General features: G+C 77.7%; 6 protein-coding genes. 2 read left to right on the top strand and 4 right to left on the bottom strand.

The genetic code is table 11. The features are described from left to right. Nucleotides 1–53 precede the first annotated feature (53 nt). The 4 genes from ACZ6O2_RS31780 to ACZ6O2_RS31795 all read right to left on the bottom strand — a co-directional run bounded on the left by ACZ6O2_RS31780 (nucleotide 54) and on the right by ACZ6O2_RS31795 (nucleotide 15,477). Nucleotides 54–3,443: a DUF3892 domain-containing protein gene (locus ACZ6O2_RS31780; RefSeq protein ID WP_466025507.1), complete on the bottom strand. Its 3,390-nt coding sequence runs from the start codon at nucleotides 3,441–3,443 to the stop codon at nucleotides 54–56. Between the two features lie 75 nt (nucleotides 3,444–3,518). Beyond that, nucleotides 3,519–4,568 carry a hypothetical protein gene (locus ACZ6O2_RS31785; protein ID WP_466025508.1) on the bottom strand — a complete coding sequence of 350 codons (1,050 nt, stop codon included), beginning with the start codon at nucleotides 4,566–4,568 and terminating at the stop codon, nucleotides 3,519–3,521. After that, complete coding sequence (locus tag ACZ6O2_RS31790; protein WP_466025509.1) at nucleotides 4,565–5,887, bottom strand: hypothetical protein; 1,323 nt, start codon at nucleotides 5,885–5,887, stop codon at nucleotides 4,565–4,567. The genes ACZ6O2_RS31785 and ACZ6O2_RS31790 overlap by 4 nt, the downstream gene beginning before the upstream one ends. Then, a complete protein-coding gene (locus tag ACZ6O2_RS31795; protein WP_466025510.1) occupies nucleotides 5,884–15,477 on the bottom strand; it encodes a DUF6603 domain-containing protein in 9,594 nt (3,197 codons plus the stop codon). Before ACZ6O2_RS31795 ends, ACZ6O2_RS31790 begins: the two co-directional genes overlap by 4 nt. A gap of 531 nt (nucleotides 15,478–16,008) precedes the next feature. Between ACZ6O2_RS31795 and ACZ6O2_RS31800 the strand changes: the two genes are divergently transcribed. Then, nucleotides 16,009–16,134, top strand: a complete 126-nt coding sequence (locus ACZ6O2_RS31800) for a hypothetical protein (RefSeq protein WP_350679578.1) — start codon at nucleotides 16,009–16,011, stop codon at nucleotides 16,132–16,134. 2 nt (nucleotides 16,135–16,136) lie between these two features. After that, nucleotides 16,137–16,997, top strand: coding sequence for a peptidoglycan-binding domain-containing protein (locus tag ACZ6O2_RS31805; RefSeq protein ID WP_466025511.1), 861 nt, complete (start codon nucleotides 16,137–16,139; stop codon nucleotides 16,995–16,997). Nucleotides 16,998–17,134 lie beyond the last annotated feature (137 nt).

Below are 17,134 nucleotides of genomic sequence, written 5' to 3' on the forward strand. Positions count from 1 at the left end.
GGCGGGGCGAGCGGCGCGACCCGCGTGCCGCTCGCCCCGCCGGCGTCGGCGCTTCACCGGACGTGCTGGCACTCCGGCAGGCTGTCCAGGTTGTTCGGCGACGCGTCGTCGGCGACGGTACGCAGGTAGGGCCGGCCGCGCTTGGGTCGGACCACCCGGATGGCCGTACGTTCCGTGCCGGGCTCCTGCACGAAGAACGCGAACCGGCCGCTGCCCATCAGCTCGATCGCCTCCGGCACCGGGATGAGGAAGTGACTGCCGTCGCCGTTGTGCCCGCCCAGGGCGACGGTCGTGCCACTCGAGGTGCGCACGCAGCTCACCCGCACCGGCACGGCCGTGTCGTGGTACTCGGTGTCGGCGACCAGCGCCACCTGCAACCAGCCCTCGCTGGCCGTCGACGGCTCGTTCGGCAGCAACGCGTCCGGGGTGCTCGGCACCACCACGTCCGTCCGCCACGTGCCCGGCTCGGCGCGCCGGTGCCAGTGCCACGAGCCGCGTACGTCCTGCGGCAGCGGCAGGCGGGTCGTCTCCAGGTCATGCAGGACCGGGCCGTAGCGCAGGGCGGGCGACAGCCGGGACAGTGCCGAGGACGTCCACTCCCGCAGCAGCCCCACCGACTTCTGCGGCACCAGCCCCGCGGTGACGTGCACGTCGGAGCCGGGCACCATCAGCAGGGTCAGCGGCACCGGCACCCCCGGGTTGACCGTGAACACCCCGGAGGTGTCCACGTACGGCGAGGTGATCGGGTCCGCGCCCGGCAGCGCGGCCGCCCCGCTGGCGTCGGGCAGCCCCGGCGCGAGCAGTGCCACCGCCGGGTCCACGATGTGCAGCCGGTCCATGTCGTCACCGACGCAGTACGCCAGCAGCCCGTCCTGCGCCCGTGACAGCGTGCCCAGCCGCACCGGGACGCCGGTGCGCGCGTTCTCCGGGGGCTGCCGCGGATCCTCCACCTCCACCTTCAGGTACGCCCGCACCACCGCGACCGGCCGGCCGAGCAGCAGCGCCAGGTGCTCGTCGCCGGCCCGGCCGGTCACGTCCACCGTCCACCGGGTGGTGTCCAGCACCCGCAGCAGCGACTCCAGGGCGCTCTGCGCGCCGCCGGCCGGATGGCCGCCCGCCCGGGCGGTGGCCAGCGCGTGGTCGGCGGCCAGCATGCGGTCGGCGAACCGGGCCAGCAGCGGGTTCGGCAGGAACCGGCTCGGCGGCGCGCCCAGCGTCGCCGGGCGGCCCGGATCCTCCTCCCACGCGGTCACCGTCTCCGGGTCGGGGCGCAGCCGCCCGTAGCCGTTGCCCTTGTCGTCGAAGAACTCCAGCGTGCGGTCCACCGACGACGGCACCAGGTAGCCGCACACCGGGCTGACGCCCGCGTCCGCGTCGCGCGGCGCGCCGAGCGCGTCGGCGAAGCGCAGCAGCACCCGGGCCGGGGCGGTGAAGCGCGGCCGCAGGGCGGCCAGGTCCGGATGGCCCGGCACGGCGAGCGTCACCCCGTGCGTCACCGGCGCGGGCGTCGCCACGTCCGGGCCGAGCACCTCCAGGAACCGGCCGTAGCCGTCGACCAGGCGGGCCCGGTCCAGCCGCAGGAACCCGGCCCGCAGGGCCACGAAGTCCGCGGCGCGGGGGGTCTGTGGCGGCTGCGCGGCGTCGGTGGCGTTCGGGGCGTCCACCACCAGGCCGGTGGCGTCGCGGCGCAACTGCTCGGCGATCCCGACGAGTTCGCCGGAGAGCAGGTCGCGTTCGGCGTCCTGCGGGTCGACCGTGCCGTCGAGCAGCGCCGCCGCCGACGCCGACAGCATCACCCGCCCGCGCAGCGTACGGCCCGTCTCCGGCGCCGGCTCGGTCACGGCGGGCGGCAGGTCGTGGTCGACCTCGCCCAGCGGCCAGTCGTGCGCACCGCGCGGCGTCGGCAGGTAGGTGGCCGACCACTCCAGCAGCAGCGGGTTCCACGGCCGGCTCGGCGAGGTCACCCCGACCGGGCTGGGCAACTGCCCGTCGACCACGGCGCCCGTCGGCGGTCGCGTCGGGTCCCCCACGCCCGGGTCGAACGTCGCCCACCACGCCGCCCGCGCGGCGGCCAGCGGCGACGGCTGGGTGTCGGTGGCCAGCGCCAGGTCGGGGGCGGATCCCGGGTCGATGCTGGCCAGCTCGACGAGCAGGTCCGTGGCCACCGCCGGCACGCCGTACTGCGGCAGCAGCCCGGCCAGCGGGGTGGGCGGCAGCACCGCCGCGCCGGGACCGGCGTCGCCGCCGGCCACGCCGAAGCCGCGTACGGTCTGCCCGTCCACCCGGCACAGCAGGTTGCCCAGCTCGGAGTAGCGGCCGTCGGCGCCGTGCTTCGGGCTGCGTCCGCCACCGGCCACCACCAGCGCCGGCTCCAACGCGTGCCAGACCCGCGGCCGGGTCCGTTCCACCTGCACGAACGACCCGCCGCCGGAGCCGGCCGCCGGCTGCCAGATGTACTCGTTGCCCGCCGCCGCCGGGGCCGAGCCGAACCGGCTCTGGTGCAGCGAGGCGTCCAGCCGGGCGGGCCCGTCGGCGCTGGTCACGTCGGACAGCGCGCCCTGCAGCAGCGCCTCGACCATGCGGGCCGCGTCGGCGGGGTCGTCCGGTTCGGCGGCGAGCGCCGCGAGGGCCTCGGCGAGGGTCTCCCCCAGCGCCACCGCCACCGCGTCCGGCGCGGGACGGTAGTCGGTCTCCCGACCGAGCAGCCCGCCGTCGCCGGGCCAGTTCGGCTGCGGCCAGCCGATGGACACCGCCGCCGCGTGGTAGACCGACCGGTCCGGCACCGGCTGGTCGTCGCGGCGCGGCGGGTGGACCTCCCAGCCGAGGTCCTCCATCCGCTCGGTGTACGCCGTCTCCCCGGCCACGTGCAGCGGGTCGCGGACGGGGTCGGTGTACCAGCCGAGCACCAGGTACGCCACCGGCCCGGTCACCCCGGCCAGCTCGTCGTGCAGGGCGAACCGGTGGGTCACGTTGTCGTAGTAGCCGGCCCAGCCGAGGTCGCCGTGGCCGAGCGCGGTCAGCGGGGACCTCGGCGCGGCGCCGGGGGCCGGCAGGGTCGGACCGGTCAACGCCCGGTCCACCCGGACGGGTTCGACCGCGCCCGCGTACGGCAGCAGCCACGCCTCCACCGCCCGGGGACCGGGCGTCGCCGGGCCGGAGATCCGCACGACCAGCCACCGGTCGGGCACCGGCGGGAACGTGGTCGCGCCGGTGTCGTCGGCGACGCCGCGGGTCAGCCCGTCGGGCAGCCCCCAGTGCAGGTGCGCGCCGGGCGGCCGGGCGGTCTGCCGCGCGCTGAACGGTTCGGGCAGCACGTCCTGCTGCACCCGGCCGCTGGCCGGCGGGGTGGGCCGGGTCAGCGCCGTACGCGCCCAGTCGGAGGCGGCGCCGGGCTCCCGCACGACCAGGACGTCGAGCGCGACCGGGACGAGGACAGTTGTCACGACAAGGGGCTCCCTCTGTTCGGGGCGGGCCTGTGACCGCGGTCGGGCCCGGCGGTGGGTCGGCGACGCCGAGGATCAGGCCGGCGGGGTGGAGGCGCCGAACCGCTGCCGCGACGGTGCCTGGAGCAGGGACAGCGCCACGGCGGCGCCGCCGCGCGGCCGGGGCAGGGGGCGGGCCTGGTCGAGGTTGCGGGCCAGGCCGGCGACGTCGACGACGCCGGGCACCGGGCCGGGCCGCATCGGCACGGCGACGCTGCCCAGGTCCGGTCCCGCGCCGTCGCGGATCGGCGCCCGCCAGCCCGTCCCGTCGGCTTCCAGGCCGAACTGCACGCTCTGCGGCGGTTCCTCCAGCCACACCAGGCGGGGGGCACCGCGGAACAACGCCACCAGCACCGACGGCGACAGCCGCTCCAGGCGCAGCAGCTCCACCACCAGGTCGGGTCGGGTGCGGGCCAGCTCGTCCGGGTCGACGCCCGGCCGCACCACGGCCTGGTCGTCGCTGGTCCAGGCGCGTACCTCCATGCCGGGCCAGCCGCTGACCAGGGACGAGCGGAGCAGGAACCCGGTGACCGGGACCGGCCCGGCCGCGGCGGTGAGGTCGCCTGCGGCCCGTGCCTCGGCGAGCAGGTCGGCGGCGACCGGTATCGACATGCGGGTGCGCTGCACCTCCCGCACCAGCGGCAGCTGCTCGGTCACTGCGGCGGTGACCTGCGGCAGCAACGTCTGGGTGCCGGCGCGTTCCCGGCTGCCGTCGCCACCGACGGCGAGCGCCCCCGCCCGCAGCCGCTCCAGCCAGCCGCCGTCGAGGCGGAAGAACCGGATGGACTCCGGCGGCAGCAGGCGCGCGTCGGGCACGAGGTAGCGGAACGGCAGGTCGTGCAGCAGGCTCCAGCGGGCCAGCACGTGCTCGACGTACGGGGGCAGCGGCGGCGCGTCGGCGGTCGTCGCCGCGACGGGCCCGGCGTCGGCGGTCGTCGCCGCGACGGGCCCGGCGACCGCGGTGACGGCACGCGCGGCGGCGGCCAGGGTGCGGGCCCGCGGCGCGGCGGGGTCGGCGGGCGGGCCGACCAGCGCGCCGAGCCGCTCGGCGAGCAGCCGGCCGCCGGCGGACAGGTGGGTCGTCACGTCGGTTCTCCTTCCGGGCGCAACTGGCGCGGGATGACGCTGGAGCCACCCGGGTGCGCCTGCCACAGGTCGGCGCGGGCGGTGCGGGACAGCAGCCGCTGCGCGAACGTCTCACCGAGGGCGGCGAGGGGGTCGGCGCCGTCGGCGCCCACCGTGGCGGCACGCCGCAGGTCGGGGCCGCCGGCGGCCACCGTGGCGCGGCGCACGGCGGTGCCGGAGGCGGCGTACGAGCGGGCACTGTCCTCGCGCAGGCCCGCCGCGCTGCCGGCTCGGGCCGCGTCGTCGGCGGCGCGGTGCCAGGCGACCACCTCGCGGATGAACCGGCCGTCGGCGGCGGCGAGGAGCCGGCCCAGCTCGAACGCGGCGGCGCCCGTCACATCGGCCGGCCCGGCGGGCAGCGGGTCGGGCGCCGCACCGAGCAGCGGCGGGCGGTAGCCCATGGTGGCCGGCGTGCCGTCGCGGCGGGTGGCGGCCAGCGCGAGCGCCCCGTCGGCGTCCACCAGCGGGGGCTGCCCGGCCGGCGGGGCGCCGAACGCGCCGAGGTCGAGGTGCGCGGCGACGTGCTCGAAGGTGCCGCCGGCGGTGCTCGTCACGAACGGCCAGGACGCCAGCACGAGCAACGTGGGCACGCTGGTCAGGTTGGTCGCCCAGACGTCGTCACGGGCCTCCAGCGACACCAGGCAGGCCGTGTACGGCGTGGGCGTGGCCCCGCCCAGCGGCAGCCGGTTGGCGGTTACCACGGCGAACCAGCCGTCGTCGTCGCTGCCGGCCAGCGCGGTGTCCGCGACGTTGACCTGACGGACGTGGGTGAGCAGCCCGACGTCGGTGCGGCTGGGCAGCAGCGCCCGGAACGTGGCCAGGTCCTTCGCCCGCAGCCCGACGACGGCCCGGTTGCCGTCGACCGGCTCGATGCCGTTGAGGCGGGTGAACACCGCCTCGCCGACGACCGAACGCAGCGTCCCGGTCGTCAGGCTCGCCTCGTCGGACCGGACGACCAGCAGCGCCAGCCAGGGGGTGCCGTCGCCGAGCCGCCGCTCCCACGGCAGGGCCCGGCGGCCGAGGACCACGTGCGGCAGTCGGTCGCCGAACGCGCCCACCGCGTCCCGGGGCGGGTGCTGCCCGGCGACCTCGGTGGCGTCGAGGGCGAGCCGCGGCGCGCCGACCTGCACGTGGGTGGCGTGCTCGGGTGGCGATGTCTTCGGGGTGCCCCGGTCCGTCACCTCCAGCCTGCTCGTGAACCGGTAGATGCCGGCGGTGAGCGACGGCGTCACCGTGTCGTGCAGCCGGATCGAGCCTGGCGCGACGGGGGTCTCCGTCATGACGCCTCCGTTTCGTCGTCGTCGAAGGCGACGAACGCCGCCGCTGGTGCCGGGGCCGCCGGCTCGGTTGCCGGGGCCGCCTCGGCGACCGCGGTACGCGCCCCCGACCGGGCGGCGGCACCCGGGCGGCCGGGCACCGTCGCGGGTCTGGTGACCCGGGCCAGTTCCCGCCGGGCGGCGGTGCAGTCGGTGTCGACGGCGTGGTCCGGGGTGCCGATCACGGCGGCGACCCGCCAGCCGTCCCCCGCCACGACCTGCACCGAGATCGCCTCGGCGCCCCGCTCCGCGTCGACCGTCAGGAGGATGCGGTGGGGCTGGTCGTCGTCGGGGGCGTCCTCCCGGCTGCTCACCCGTACCCCGTCGAGTTCGATGCGGACGTCGGCGAGGCTGGCGGCGGCGGACACCGGTTCCAGGGACACCACGACCGCGCGGGTCGTGGCGGGCAGGGTGGTGACCAGGCCGTCGACGGCGGCGGAGAGGAGCGCCGCGGGCACCGGCACGTGCTCGCCGGCCTGGCGGTAGCGGGCCGGCGGATGCCACGGGTGCGGCAGCAGGACGGTGGCGCCCGGGGCGACGAGCACGCCGTCGGTGACGGGGACCAGCGGCGTGTCGGCGGCCCAGCCGGCGGCGGTGCCGGCCGCCGGGGTCACCACCGCGCGGGCGGCGTCGGCGGGCACCCGGGCGCCCGCCCGGGCCGGGCCGTCGCTGAGCGGCGCGCCGGTGCCGGTGAAGGTGACCAGCCGCAGCGGCGTGGGCCCCTCGTCGAGGCGCAGCCGCAGCCCGCCGGCGCCCGTGGTGTCCCAGACCTGGGTGCCGCCCACCGGCAGGGCCGCGCCGCTGTCGTGCCCGGCGCGGACCCGGGCGGCGGCGCGGAACTCCGCCCGTGCCGCGCCCCGGTGCTGGTCGGCGGAGACGGTCGCGCGCAGCCTTGGCCCGGCCGGCGCCGCCACGGCGTGGCGGGCCGTGGTCACGGCGGTCTCGGACGAGTCGGTGGTGCGCCGCAGGCGCAGCACCGACGGCGCCGGCGCGGCGGCGCCGGGGACCGACAGCGGCAGGTGTCGCTGTGTCTCCTCCTCGATCATCGTGGCCAGGGCCACGTCCGGCAGCACGCCGGTGGCCTCGGAGACGGTGACCGGGGCGGCCAGGCCCACCGACGACAGGGCCCGGACCATGGTGGGGGTGGCGCCGCCGTTCGCCGTGCCGGCGAGGGCGCTGTCCCACAGGCCGGCCGGGAATCCGGTGCTGGCGGTGGACGGCCGCAGCGACCGGATCTGGGCGGTGGGCACGGCGACCCAGGTGGTGCCGACGCGCTGTTCGACCGTGACGACCATGGTCGCGCGGGTTCTGCCCATGTTCCTTCCGGCGGGGACGACGTCGACCTCCCGCCCGTCGGTGCGGTCGTCGGCGCGACCGCTGCCGGTCAGCCGCCATCCGTACAGCGGCATCAGCGACTCCACCCGGACCGCGAACTCCGGCGCCACGGACCACGGGCGTTCGAGGGTGCCGTCGGGGCGGCTGCCCACCGCCGGCGGCAGGGTGCCGGCGGTGACGGTGCCGCTGGTCGCCGGGCGGGCCGCGTCACCGCCGCCGAGGTACTTGACGGTGACCTGGTTCCAGTCGAGGAACGGCTGCTGCTGTGCCCTGCCGAACTTGACGGTGACCGAGGCGATGGCCAGGTCGACCGTGACGGTGCCGTGCAGCGGCGGGCCCTGGATGCGTACCCGGGCGCCGAGGGAGACGCTGACGTTGATCCGTGCGCAGGCGAAGAAGCACACCTTGATGGTGAAGCGCGCGCCGACGCTGACGCTGGCGGTGATGTCGTAGGTCAGCGGGTCCCACCGCAGGTACACGTCGAGGGCGGCGACGAACCAGACCCGCACCGGTGAGCGGTCGTACGAGGCCTCCAGGCGACCGCCGAGCATCACCGCCGACGGGGTGAGGGTGAAGTACGCCTCGCCCTTGACCACCACGCCGCCGCCGACGGACCAGTGGAACCCGACCCGGGGCACGTCCGGGTAGTGCGCCGGCTTGTTGAACCGGGGGTGGTAGCCGCCGATGGAGAGCAGCACCTCCGGCCGGTCGAACCACACCACGAAGGCGAACCCGCCGGTGACCTGGCAGTCGCGGCTGAGCAGCCACGAGTTGCGGGTCAGCGCCGCCCGCACGGACAGCACCTTGTCCACGGTGCTGTACCGGGCGGCCAGGGCCAACTCCAGGTTGACCACCGCGGCCTGCGCGTCGGGCAGCGCCATCCGCATGAGGCCGAGCAGGCCGACCTCCAGTCCCCGGTCGGCGGAGACGTAGGCCAGGGCGGTGGTGTGCAGCAGTTGGAAGGTGGAGAACTTCACCCCGGCGGCGAGCCAGAACGCGCCCCGGGCCGGCGGGATGTCCCTGGACATCCGCGCCAGTGCGCCCATCGGGCCGCCGGAGCCCCCGAAGCCGCCCTCGTCGATGGCCTTCACCAGAGGGAAGGCGGGCACGCCCTGCGGGTCGCGGGGCACCATCAGCCGGCGGTTGTAGCCGGCGCCGCCGGCGAGGCCCAGGACGTACAGGTAGGGCGGGCCGCCGAGCGGGAACCCGACGGAGAGGAACACGAACAGCGAGGTGTACTCGCCGAGGTCGTCGCGGGGTCGGGCGTACGAGCCGACCGCGGTCAGGCCGCGCCCGGCCAGGTCGACCGAGAGCATGCCGTCGTACTGCACGCCGTTGGCGCCGGTGACCTTGACCAGCCCGCCCGCGACCGACACCCCGGGCGAGGTGAACGACACCGACAGGCCGGCCAGGTCCACCTCCCAGGCGCTGAGGTCGGTGGGGTTGCGCAGCGGCACCAGCAGCGACAGGTCGTCGACGTCGAGGGTGAGCCCGGCGACGGCGACCCCGCCGTCGACGGACACCCCGACCTTGCCCGGCCCCGAGGTGGCCGCCTTGTACAGCAGCGCCAGCTCCGCGATGTGCAGCGGACCGTAGCTCCGGTTGATCTCGAACCGCGCCTCGGCCTTCCCGCCGAACAGCACCAGCCACCGGCCGCCGCCGCGGGCGACCAGCACGTCCAGGGGCGGGTTCGCCGGGGCGGCGTCGCCGCCGCCGCCGGTCTGCAGCAGCGACGCCGCGACCGGGTTGGACCCACCCCCGCCGGGGGCCATCGGGAACCCCAGCCCGTCGAGCATGACGGCGCCGTCGACCACGGTCGGCCGGTCCAGTGCCGCCGGGCCGGTCAGCGGCAGGTCGGCGCGGACGTGGGCGCCGACGGCGCCGAGGCGGAATCCGCCGGTCTCGACCAGCGCCCTGCCGGACGCGGCGGCGGCCACCCGGATGCCCAGCCCGCCCAGCCGCAGCACCGGCCGCAGCTGCGGCGCGGCGGGGGTGGTGAGGTCGAGCAGCAGCAGGCCGACGCCCCGGCCGGCCTGCCCCCACCCGGCGTCGACGGTGTCGGGCAGCCCGAAGCGCAGCTGCACGGCGGTGTCGCCGGCGGGCAGGGCCAGCTCGCCGCGCAGCACGAGGCCGTAGCGGGCGCCGTCGGTGACCACGGACAGGGTCAGCCCGCCCGGCACCGGCACGGGCACCCCGGTGACGGCGTCGAGGGCGCCGCGCAGCAGCCCGACCGGGGCGGGCAGGGCGGGAGCAATCCGCATCCCGTCCGGGGAGTCCACGGCCACGCCGGCGCTCGTGAGGATCTGCGCGGCGGTGCGCCCGCCGGACCACAGGGGCCGGCGCAGCCACGGCTCGGCCGCGCGCAGGGCGAGGGTGCCGGCCATCGGCACGACCAGCCGCTGGGCGAGCTGCGCCAGCTCGGCCGGCCCGGGCAGCCGCACCACCGGCGCGAGCTGGACGCCCAGCTCGCCGGTGCCGGCGTCGTCGCTGCCGAGCAGGCCGAGCCGCACGGCCAGCCCCGCCGCCGTGGCCTGCGCCGACAGCCGGGCGCGCAGGGTCACCCCGAGCCCCGTGTCGACGTACGCGCGGGCGGCCAGCGACGCGGTCACGGTGGAGTCGGCGTAGCCGACGGCGATGTCGGCGGTGACCGCGCCGGCGGTGAGGCCCTGCACGGACAGGCCGAGTTCCGGTCGATCGGCGGCCAGGTCGGTACGCAGTTCGACGGTGCCGTCGAGCACCGCGACCCGGACCAGCACCTCTCCCGGGGTGGCCGGTCGCGGCACCTGGGCGTCACCCAGGACGCGGCGCAGCAGCGCCACGACGGCGGGCGCGGCGACCGTGCCGGCGCTGGCGAGGGCCCCGGTGGACAGGTCCCGCACGAGGTCGGCGAGCGCGCCGGTGCGGGCGGCGAACCCGTGCGGCGCCGCCTCCGGGTCGTAGACGCCGAGCGCCGTGGCGACGTCGAGCACGTCGTCGAGGACGGCGGGGTGCGGGTCGCGGGCGCCGATGCCGTCGACGAGCCGGTCGAGGATCTCCGGCAGCAGCCGCGCCCCGGCGGCCTCCACCAGCGTGTCCAGGCCGCTCACCGCCGGCAGCAGGGTGACCGTGGCGCCCAGCGCGGCCGGGGTGACGGCCACGGACAGGCCCGAGGCGTCGGCGCCCAGCCGCAGGTCGAGCGCGCCCCAGTCGCCGGGCAGCGGCAGGTGCAGGGTCAGCTCGCCGCCCGGCTGCACCTGCCGGGCGGCGTCGACGTCCAGCCGCAGCGCGAGGTCCAGGGTGGCCGTGCCGGCGTCGTCGGTCCACAGCACGATCGGTTCGGCGGCGCCGACCAGCAGCCGCAGCGCCCGGTCCTCGGCGGTGCCGACGTCGAGCAGGTCGACGGTGACGCCGCCGGGCAGGGTGAGGGCGTGCGCGGGGTCGGCGGCCAGGCCCAGCGGGGCCGCGGCCAGGCGCAGCAGGCCGGCCAGCGGCGCGGCCTGCGGCGGCGCGCCGGGCGTACCGGCGAAGGTGCGCTGCAGCCAGGCGGCCGGGTCGGTCAGCAGCCCGTCGAGGGAGGCCACCCGCAGGTCCTCGCCGGTCAGCTGTTCGAGCAGGACGCCGAGCGCCCCGCCGACGAGCAGCCGCGGCAGCAGCGGCGCGAGCCGGGCGGGCAGGTCCGGGGCGGCCGGCGACAACCCGACCGGCCCGGGCAGCCACGGCGCGGCCAGCGACACCGCGCCGGCGGCCCGGGTGAGGGTGACGCCGCCGACCGCGAGCGCGGCCTGCATCCGCGGGGTGGGGTCGGCCAGCGCCACGGTCGAGGAGCCGGTGAGGGTGACGCCGTGGCCGAGCCGCAGCCCGGTGCCGGTGGTGCGGGCGGTGAGCCGCCACGGCTGGGCCTCCAGCACCAGCTCGACCGGCAGCCCGGCGAGGCGGCGCCGCCAGGGACCGCCGCCGGCGGCGGTGTCCCGGACCAGGCCGAGGAGCCCGGCGGCCCGGTCGACCAACGCGGGCAGCCGGGGCGCCAGCCAACCGGTGGCGTCGGTGCGCAGCGCGGCGACCGCGTCGGCGAGCACGGCGGCCGGCCGGCCGGGCGCGGCGCGGTGGATGACGCCGAGGGCGGCGAGTTCGTTCAGCAGCCGGGTCAGCCGGCCGTTGGCGGCGGCCACCCGGTCGAGTTCCTGCACCAGGGCGTCGAGCAGCTCCGGCGACCGGGGGTCGGCCAGGTCGACGGCGGCGGCCGACTCGCCGCGCAGGGCGGCGTCGTGCAGCACCACGTCGACGCCGGTGACGGGGCCGGCGGCGCCGGCCCGCACGGTGGCGCGGACGGTGAGGGCGCGGACCCGGGCGGGCCTCGGGGCGCCGGTGCCGGGCCCGCCGAGCAGCCACCCGTCGGGGCGGGCGACGCGGACGCGTACCTGCGCCGACGAGAGGTCGGCCGGCGCCCCCGGGTCCAGCGCCACCGTGCCGAGCCCGAGGCGTACGTCGACGTCGACGTCGGGGTCGCCGGCCGCCGGGGCGCCCAGGTCGAGGGCGAGCCGCAGGGCGGCGACCGCGTGGGTGGGCGGTGCGGCCGGTCCGGCCTCCTCGACGGTGTGCGTGGTCAGCGCGGCGACGAGCGCCGCCCGCAGGTCACCCGCTCCCCCACTGCCGTCGACGTCGCCGAGGCTGCCGTGCAGCGCGAGCGCGGGCACACCGCGCAGGTCGACGGGTGTGCCGAGCCAGCGGGCGAACGCGGCGGCGGGCAGCGGGCAGGGGCGGGCCTGCGCGCCGGGCTCCCCGGCGGCGTACCCGTCGAGCAGGCGGCGCTGGAGGCGCAGGGCGGCGTCGAGCAGTGGCGCGGACGGCAGGCCGGTCGGGGCCAGCACGCCGGCCAGCCGCACCCCCTCGGCCACCGTCGGGGCGTCCAGCGGCAGCAGGGCGCCGTCGAACGTGGTGCCGACGGTGATGAGGCCGAGCACCTGCGCGGGAACGGTCGCGGCGAGTTGCCGGGCGACCAGGCCCAGGTAGGAGTGCCCGACCAGGATCGTGCGTACGCCGGGCCGCACCGTCCGCACCGTGTCCTGCACGTGCCGCAGCGCGGCGAGCGCGGTGGCGGCGGGGAGGGTGCCGTCGTCGGCGAGGTCCACCACGTACCAGTGGGCGGCGGGCAGCGTGCCGAGGTCGACCAGGTCGGGTGGGGTGCCGGGGACCCGCAGGTCCACGGTGGCGACCTGGTCGGGCGCGACGTCGCCGAGCAGGTCGGCCCAGGGCCGTGGCCCGGCCAGCGGCGGCGCGAGCAGCAGCACCGCCCAGTCGTCGCCGGCGGCGGCCGTGTGGGCGGCGATCTCGTCGCGGAGCTGGGCGACCGCCGCGGGCGCGGTGGTGAGGGTGTCGTGGGTGGCGGCGACCGGGGTGCCGGTGCGCCAGCCGGTCTCGGCCGGCAGGGCGGTGCCGGCGGGGACCAGTCCGTCGCCCTCGGTGAGCACGCCGGCCAGCGCTCCGAGCGCCGCCGCGGCGCGGGTCGCGTCGACGCCGTCGAGCACGTCGGCGATCTTTGGCAGGTACGCCCCGGCGGCCTCGGCCGCCGCGATCACGTCGGCGCCGGTGACCGGGATCGGGTCGGCTTCCTCCGAAGCGTCGTCGTCGGCGTCAGCGCCGGCGAACCGGTCGACCAGCGGCGCGATCGCCCACTGCGCGGGCGGGCCCTGCGGCTCCAGCCAGGCGAGGACCTCCACCGCGTCGTCGCCGGCGCGGTGGACCGGCACCCGCCAGGGCGCCGCCTCGGTGCCGCCGCCGGAGACGGGCAGGTCGACCTGTGGCAGGTCCTGGCCGGGCAGGGCGGGCAGCCGGTCGGTCAGCGCGGCCTGCAGCAGCCGCAGCAGCGCCACCAGGTACGGCGTCCCGTCGTCGGTGCGGGCGTCCTCGTCGCGGGCCAGGTCGGCGAGCCACCGGCGCAGCGCGGCGGCGGGGTCGGCCAGCAGCGACGACAGGTCGGCCGGGTCCGGGGGCAGCAGCGGCGGCATCCCGGCCAGCGGGCCGGTGGTGCCCGGCCCGGCGATGCCGACCAGCGCCAGCAGGTCGCGGGCGGTGGGACCGGCCCACGACTCGGCGACCCGGGCGAGCAGGCCACGGGCGGCGCCCCACAGCGCGGCGGGGTCGACGCCGAGGCCGAGGTCGGGCAGGGCGGGGTCGATCGGGCGGGCGGGCGGCAGGGTGAGGTCGCCCAGCAGGTGGGGCACCCCGTCGACGGTGACGGCGAGGTCGTCGACGGTCGCGGTGACCGCCACCGGCGACCCGAGCGACCAGGCCACGTCGAGGCGGACGCCGTCGGTGGAGACGCGTACCGGCGCGCCGACGGCCAGGGCCGGCGGGTCGAAGACGGCGGTGGCGGTGACCCCGCCGAGCCAGGCCGGACCGGTCGCCCCGTCGAGCGGGATCGAGGCCACCGCCGCGCGGACGTCCACCCGCCAGGGCAGGGTCGCGTCGAGGTGGGCGCCGCCGCGCAGGGCGAGCCCGAACTCGACGACGGGCGCGGCGGCGGTGCCGGAGTCCCACAGGACGAGGTCCAGCGCCACGGGGGCGCCCGGCGCGGCGGCGAGCGCGTCCACCGGGACCCGCCACGGGTTGGCCGGGGTGCCGGCGCCGGTCACCACCGGCGTGGCGGTGCCCGCGAGCCGGGCGACGTCGCGCAGCACGCCGGGCCAGCCGTCGGGTGTCCGGCGCAGCTGCCGGTAGTAGGCGGCCAGCGCGCGGGTCGGCGCGGTGGTGAGCAGTCCGAGGTCGACCCCGGGGGTGGTGCCCAGCCCGAGCAGGCGCCGCAGCGCGGCGACCGGGCCGGCGGCGGGGCCGAGCCCGGTCTCGATGGCCTCCTCCAGCAGCGACTGCGCGGCGGAGGTCAGCGACCGGGCGTCGGTCAGGTCGACCAGGTCGAGGTGGTGCGGGTCGTCGCCGATGGCGACGGTGACGTCGCGCAGTTCCAGCAGCGGGGTGATCGTGCCGCTGGCCGCCCGGTAGCGCAGGCCCGCGCGCAGCCCGCCGACCTGCACGGCACCGGCCGGCTCGCCGGCGGCCGGGTAGAGCCGACCGCCGTGGGCGGGCGCGGCGACGAGCACGTCGAGGCGTTCGAAGAGCGTGACCGGGGCCGACCCCGTCAACGGCACCACCAGCAGGACGGCGTCGCCGCGTACGGCCGCGTCGAGCGTGCCGTCGCCGGTGTAGGTGACCCGGGCGCCGACCACGAGGGCGCCGGCGCCGGTGGCGGGGTCGGTGCGGACGGCCACGGTGAGGTCGACCGACGGCGGGCCGGCCAGCACCGGGATCAGCAGCGGGTCGGCGTCGGTGGGCAGGTCGGTGCGCTTGGACTCGTCGGCGCCGAGCAGGCCGGCGACCGAGTCGAGCCAGCCGACCAGGCCGGGCGCGCCGTCCGGGGTCCGCGCGGCGACCAGCGCGGCCAACCAGGACCGGAAGGCCGCCGGGTCGGTGGCGAGGTCGCCCAGGGGCAGCGGCACCAGGCCCGGGGCCAGGCCCAGCAGGCCGGGCAGGTTGGCCGCGACCAGTCGCACCGGTGCGGGCACGCCGTCGCCCACCTCGGCCAGGACGTAGCGCAGCAGCGCGGTGACGAGCAGGGCCAGCTGCGAGCTGCCGGCGGCCGGGTCCAGCACGAGCGGCTCGGTGGCGCCGGGCAGGCCCCGGACGGTGACGGTGACGCGGCTCAGCGCCTCGTCGGGCGGGGCGACCAGCAGGACGGCCGCCTCCACGCTGGCGCCGGTGTCGCCGAGGGGCGCCCGCGCGCGCAGCCGGATCGGGTGTTCCCTGCTGGCGGCGACGGGGGTGACGGTGCCGGCGGACGCCACGAGCAGGTCGAGCCGCGCGGTGACGGCGGGGCCGCCGGCGACCGGCCCGGCCTCGGCCTCGATCGCCAGGGTCAGCGGGGCGGACGCCGCCAGCCCGGCGCGCTCGACGACCAGGTAGACCTGGCCCTTGCCGCCCTGCTCCAGCAGTGGCACGTGCCGGGCGACCCGGTCGGGCCGGCCGGCGGCCTCGGTCGCGAAGCGCGGCCGGGCCGAGGGCAGCAGCCCGTCGATCGCGCGCACCAGCGCGGCGCGCTGCACGTCGCTGGCGACCAGCTTGCCGACCCGCGTCCACGGGTCGGCGAAGAACTCCTCGACCAGCCGGACGCCGCCGCCGGACGGGGCGAGCAGCCCGAGCGCGATGCCGAGGTCCTCGACCTCGGCGGGAATGCCGTCAACGTTGATCATGGGCCCACCCACCCCATTTGTCCCCCCTTGGTTCCCGCCCTCCTCAGTAGATTCGGTGCGGGAGTTCCCGGAGGCTACGGAGGAGCGACCCCGAAACTCTGTCGCCCTTCGGACGTTGCCGACCGTGCCGTCGCCGAGACGGTCCGAAGCGTCAGGCCGCGCTCGCCCGTTGCGGCACGCGGCTTCCCCGCCCGGCCGACCGGGTCAACGACTCGGTCGGCCGGCGGCTGACCGATCGATCAGTCACACGCGTTCCCCGGCACTGGAACGCCTGGCCGGAGTGGACACGTTCGACGACCGTCGACCGTCGTCCGGCGGCGGTGACCGACCGGTCGGTCAGTCGTGATGCCAATAGGCGACTCTCCCCTTGCCGGCCCGCCGCCGCGATCCCGAAGGTTGCCCACGAGAACGTCAGTCACCCGCCGTCGACCCGGGGCGGCGACGCCCGTGCCGCGCACCGCGACGCGCGACGCGGCCGGGCCAACCGGATCCGGCCGGCAGGGTGACGATTCGGAAGAGGGGGGACCACTGGTGGACACCGCCAGCATCGACGCCGAGTACCTGGTGGCCACGTTCGAGGAGGACGACGACCCGGAGCAGCTGATCGGCGACGCCGTCGACTACGACCTGCTCGCGGCGCTGGCAGAGGAGGAGTGACGATGGGCGTGCACCTGGCCCCGACGCTGCGCGTGCTGCGTGAGGAGATCAACACCCGCTGGCCGCACCGGGACAAGGCCTCCGACGGCTGGATCGGCGACGCGGCCCACCAGGCCCGCAAGTCCGACCACAACCCGGACGCCGACGACCGCTCGGTCAACGCGGCGGACTTCGACATCGACGGGATCGACCCGTTGCTGGTCGTCCGGCACTGCATCGAGCACCCGTCCACCCAGTACGTGATCTACAACCGGCTGATCTGGAGCCGTACCCGCGACTTCCGGCCCGCGCGCTACACCGGATCCAACCCGCACACCAAGCACCTGCACGTCAGCGTCAGCCACGCCCGGGCCCTGGAGGACAGCCTGCGCCCGTGGGGCGTCGCCACGGCCCGGGCCGCCAAGCTCGGCGACCGGGTCCTGCGGGCGGGCTGCAAGGGCAGCGACGTGCGGGAGTTGCAGACCCTCGCCAACCGGCTGGGCGCCCGCCTCACCGCCGACGGCGTGTTCGGGCCGAAGACCACCGCCTGGGTCCGGAGCTTCCAGAAGTCGAAGAAGCTGACGGTCGACGCCGTCGTCGGACCGAGGACACTGACCGCTCTCCGCAGCGCCACCAGGCCACCCGCGCCGCAGCCGGCAGGCCGGGCCCCGGGGTCGCGCACCGTCCGGGTCGGCAGCACCGGCGAGGACGTGGCGTACGTCAAGCGGTTCGTCGGCGCGCGGCGGTGCGGACCACCGGGCACCCGCTTCGACGCGAAGACCGAGGCGGGGGTCCGCTGGTACCAGCGGATGCGGGGGCTCACCGACGACGGCATCGTCGGCCGGCTCACCTGGGCCGAGATGGGCGTACGCGTCACCTACTGATTCGCGGCGGGGGGGGGGGGGGGGGGGGGGGGGGGGGGGGGGGGAGGGAGGCGAGGGGGGGGGGGGGGGGAGAGAAAAAGAACGCACAGGGCGAGTGAAGGGGGGCGGTTGGGGGTGTGGGGTGGGCTGGGAGTGAG

The sequence above is a fragment of the Micromonospora sp. NPDC048040 genome, from assembly GCF_055587185.1.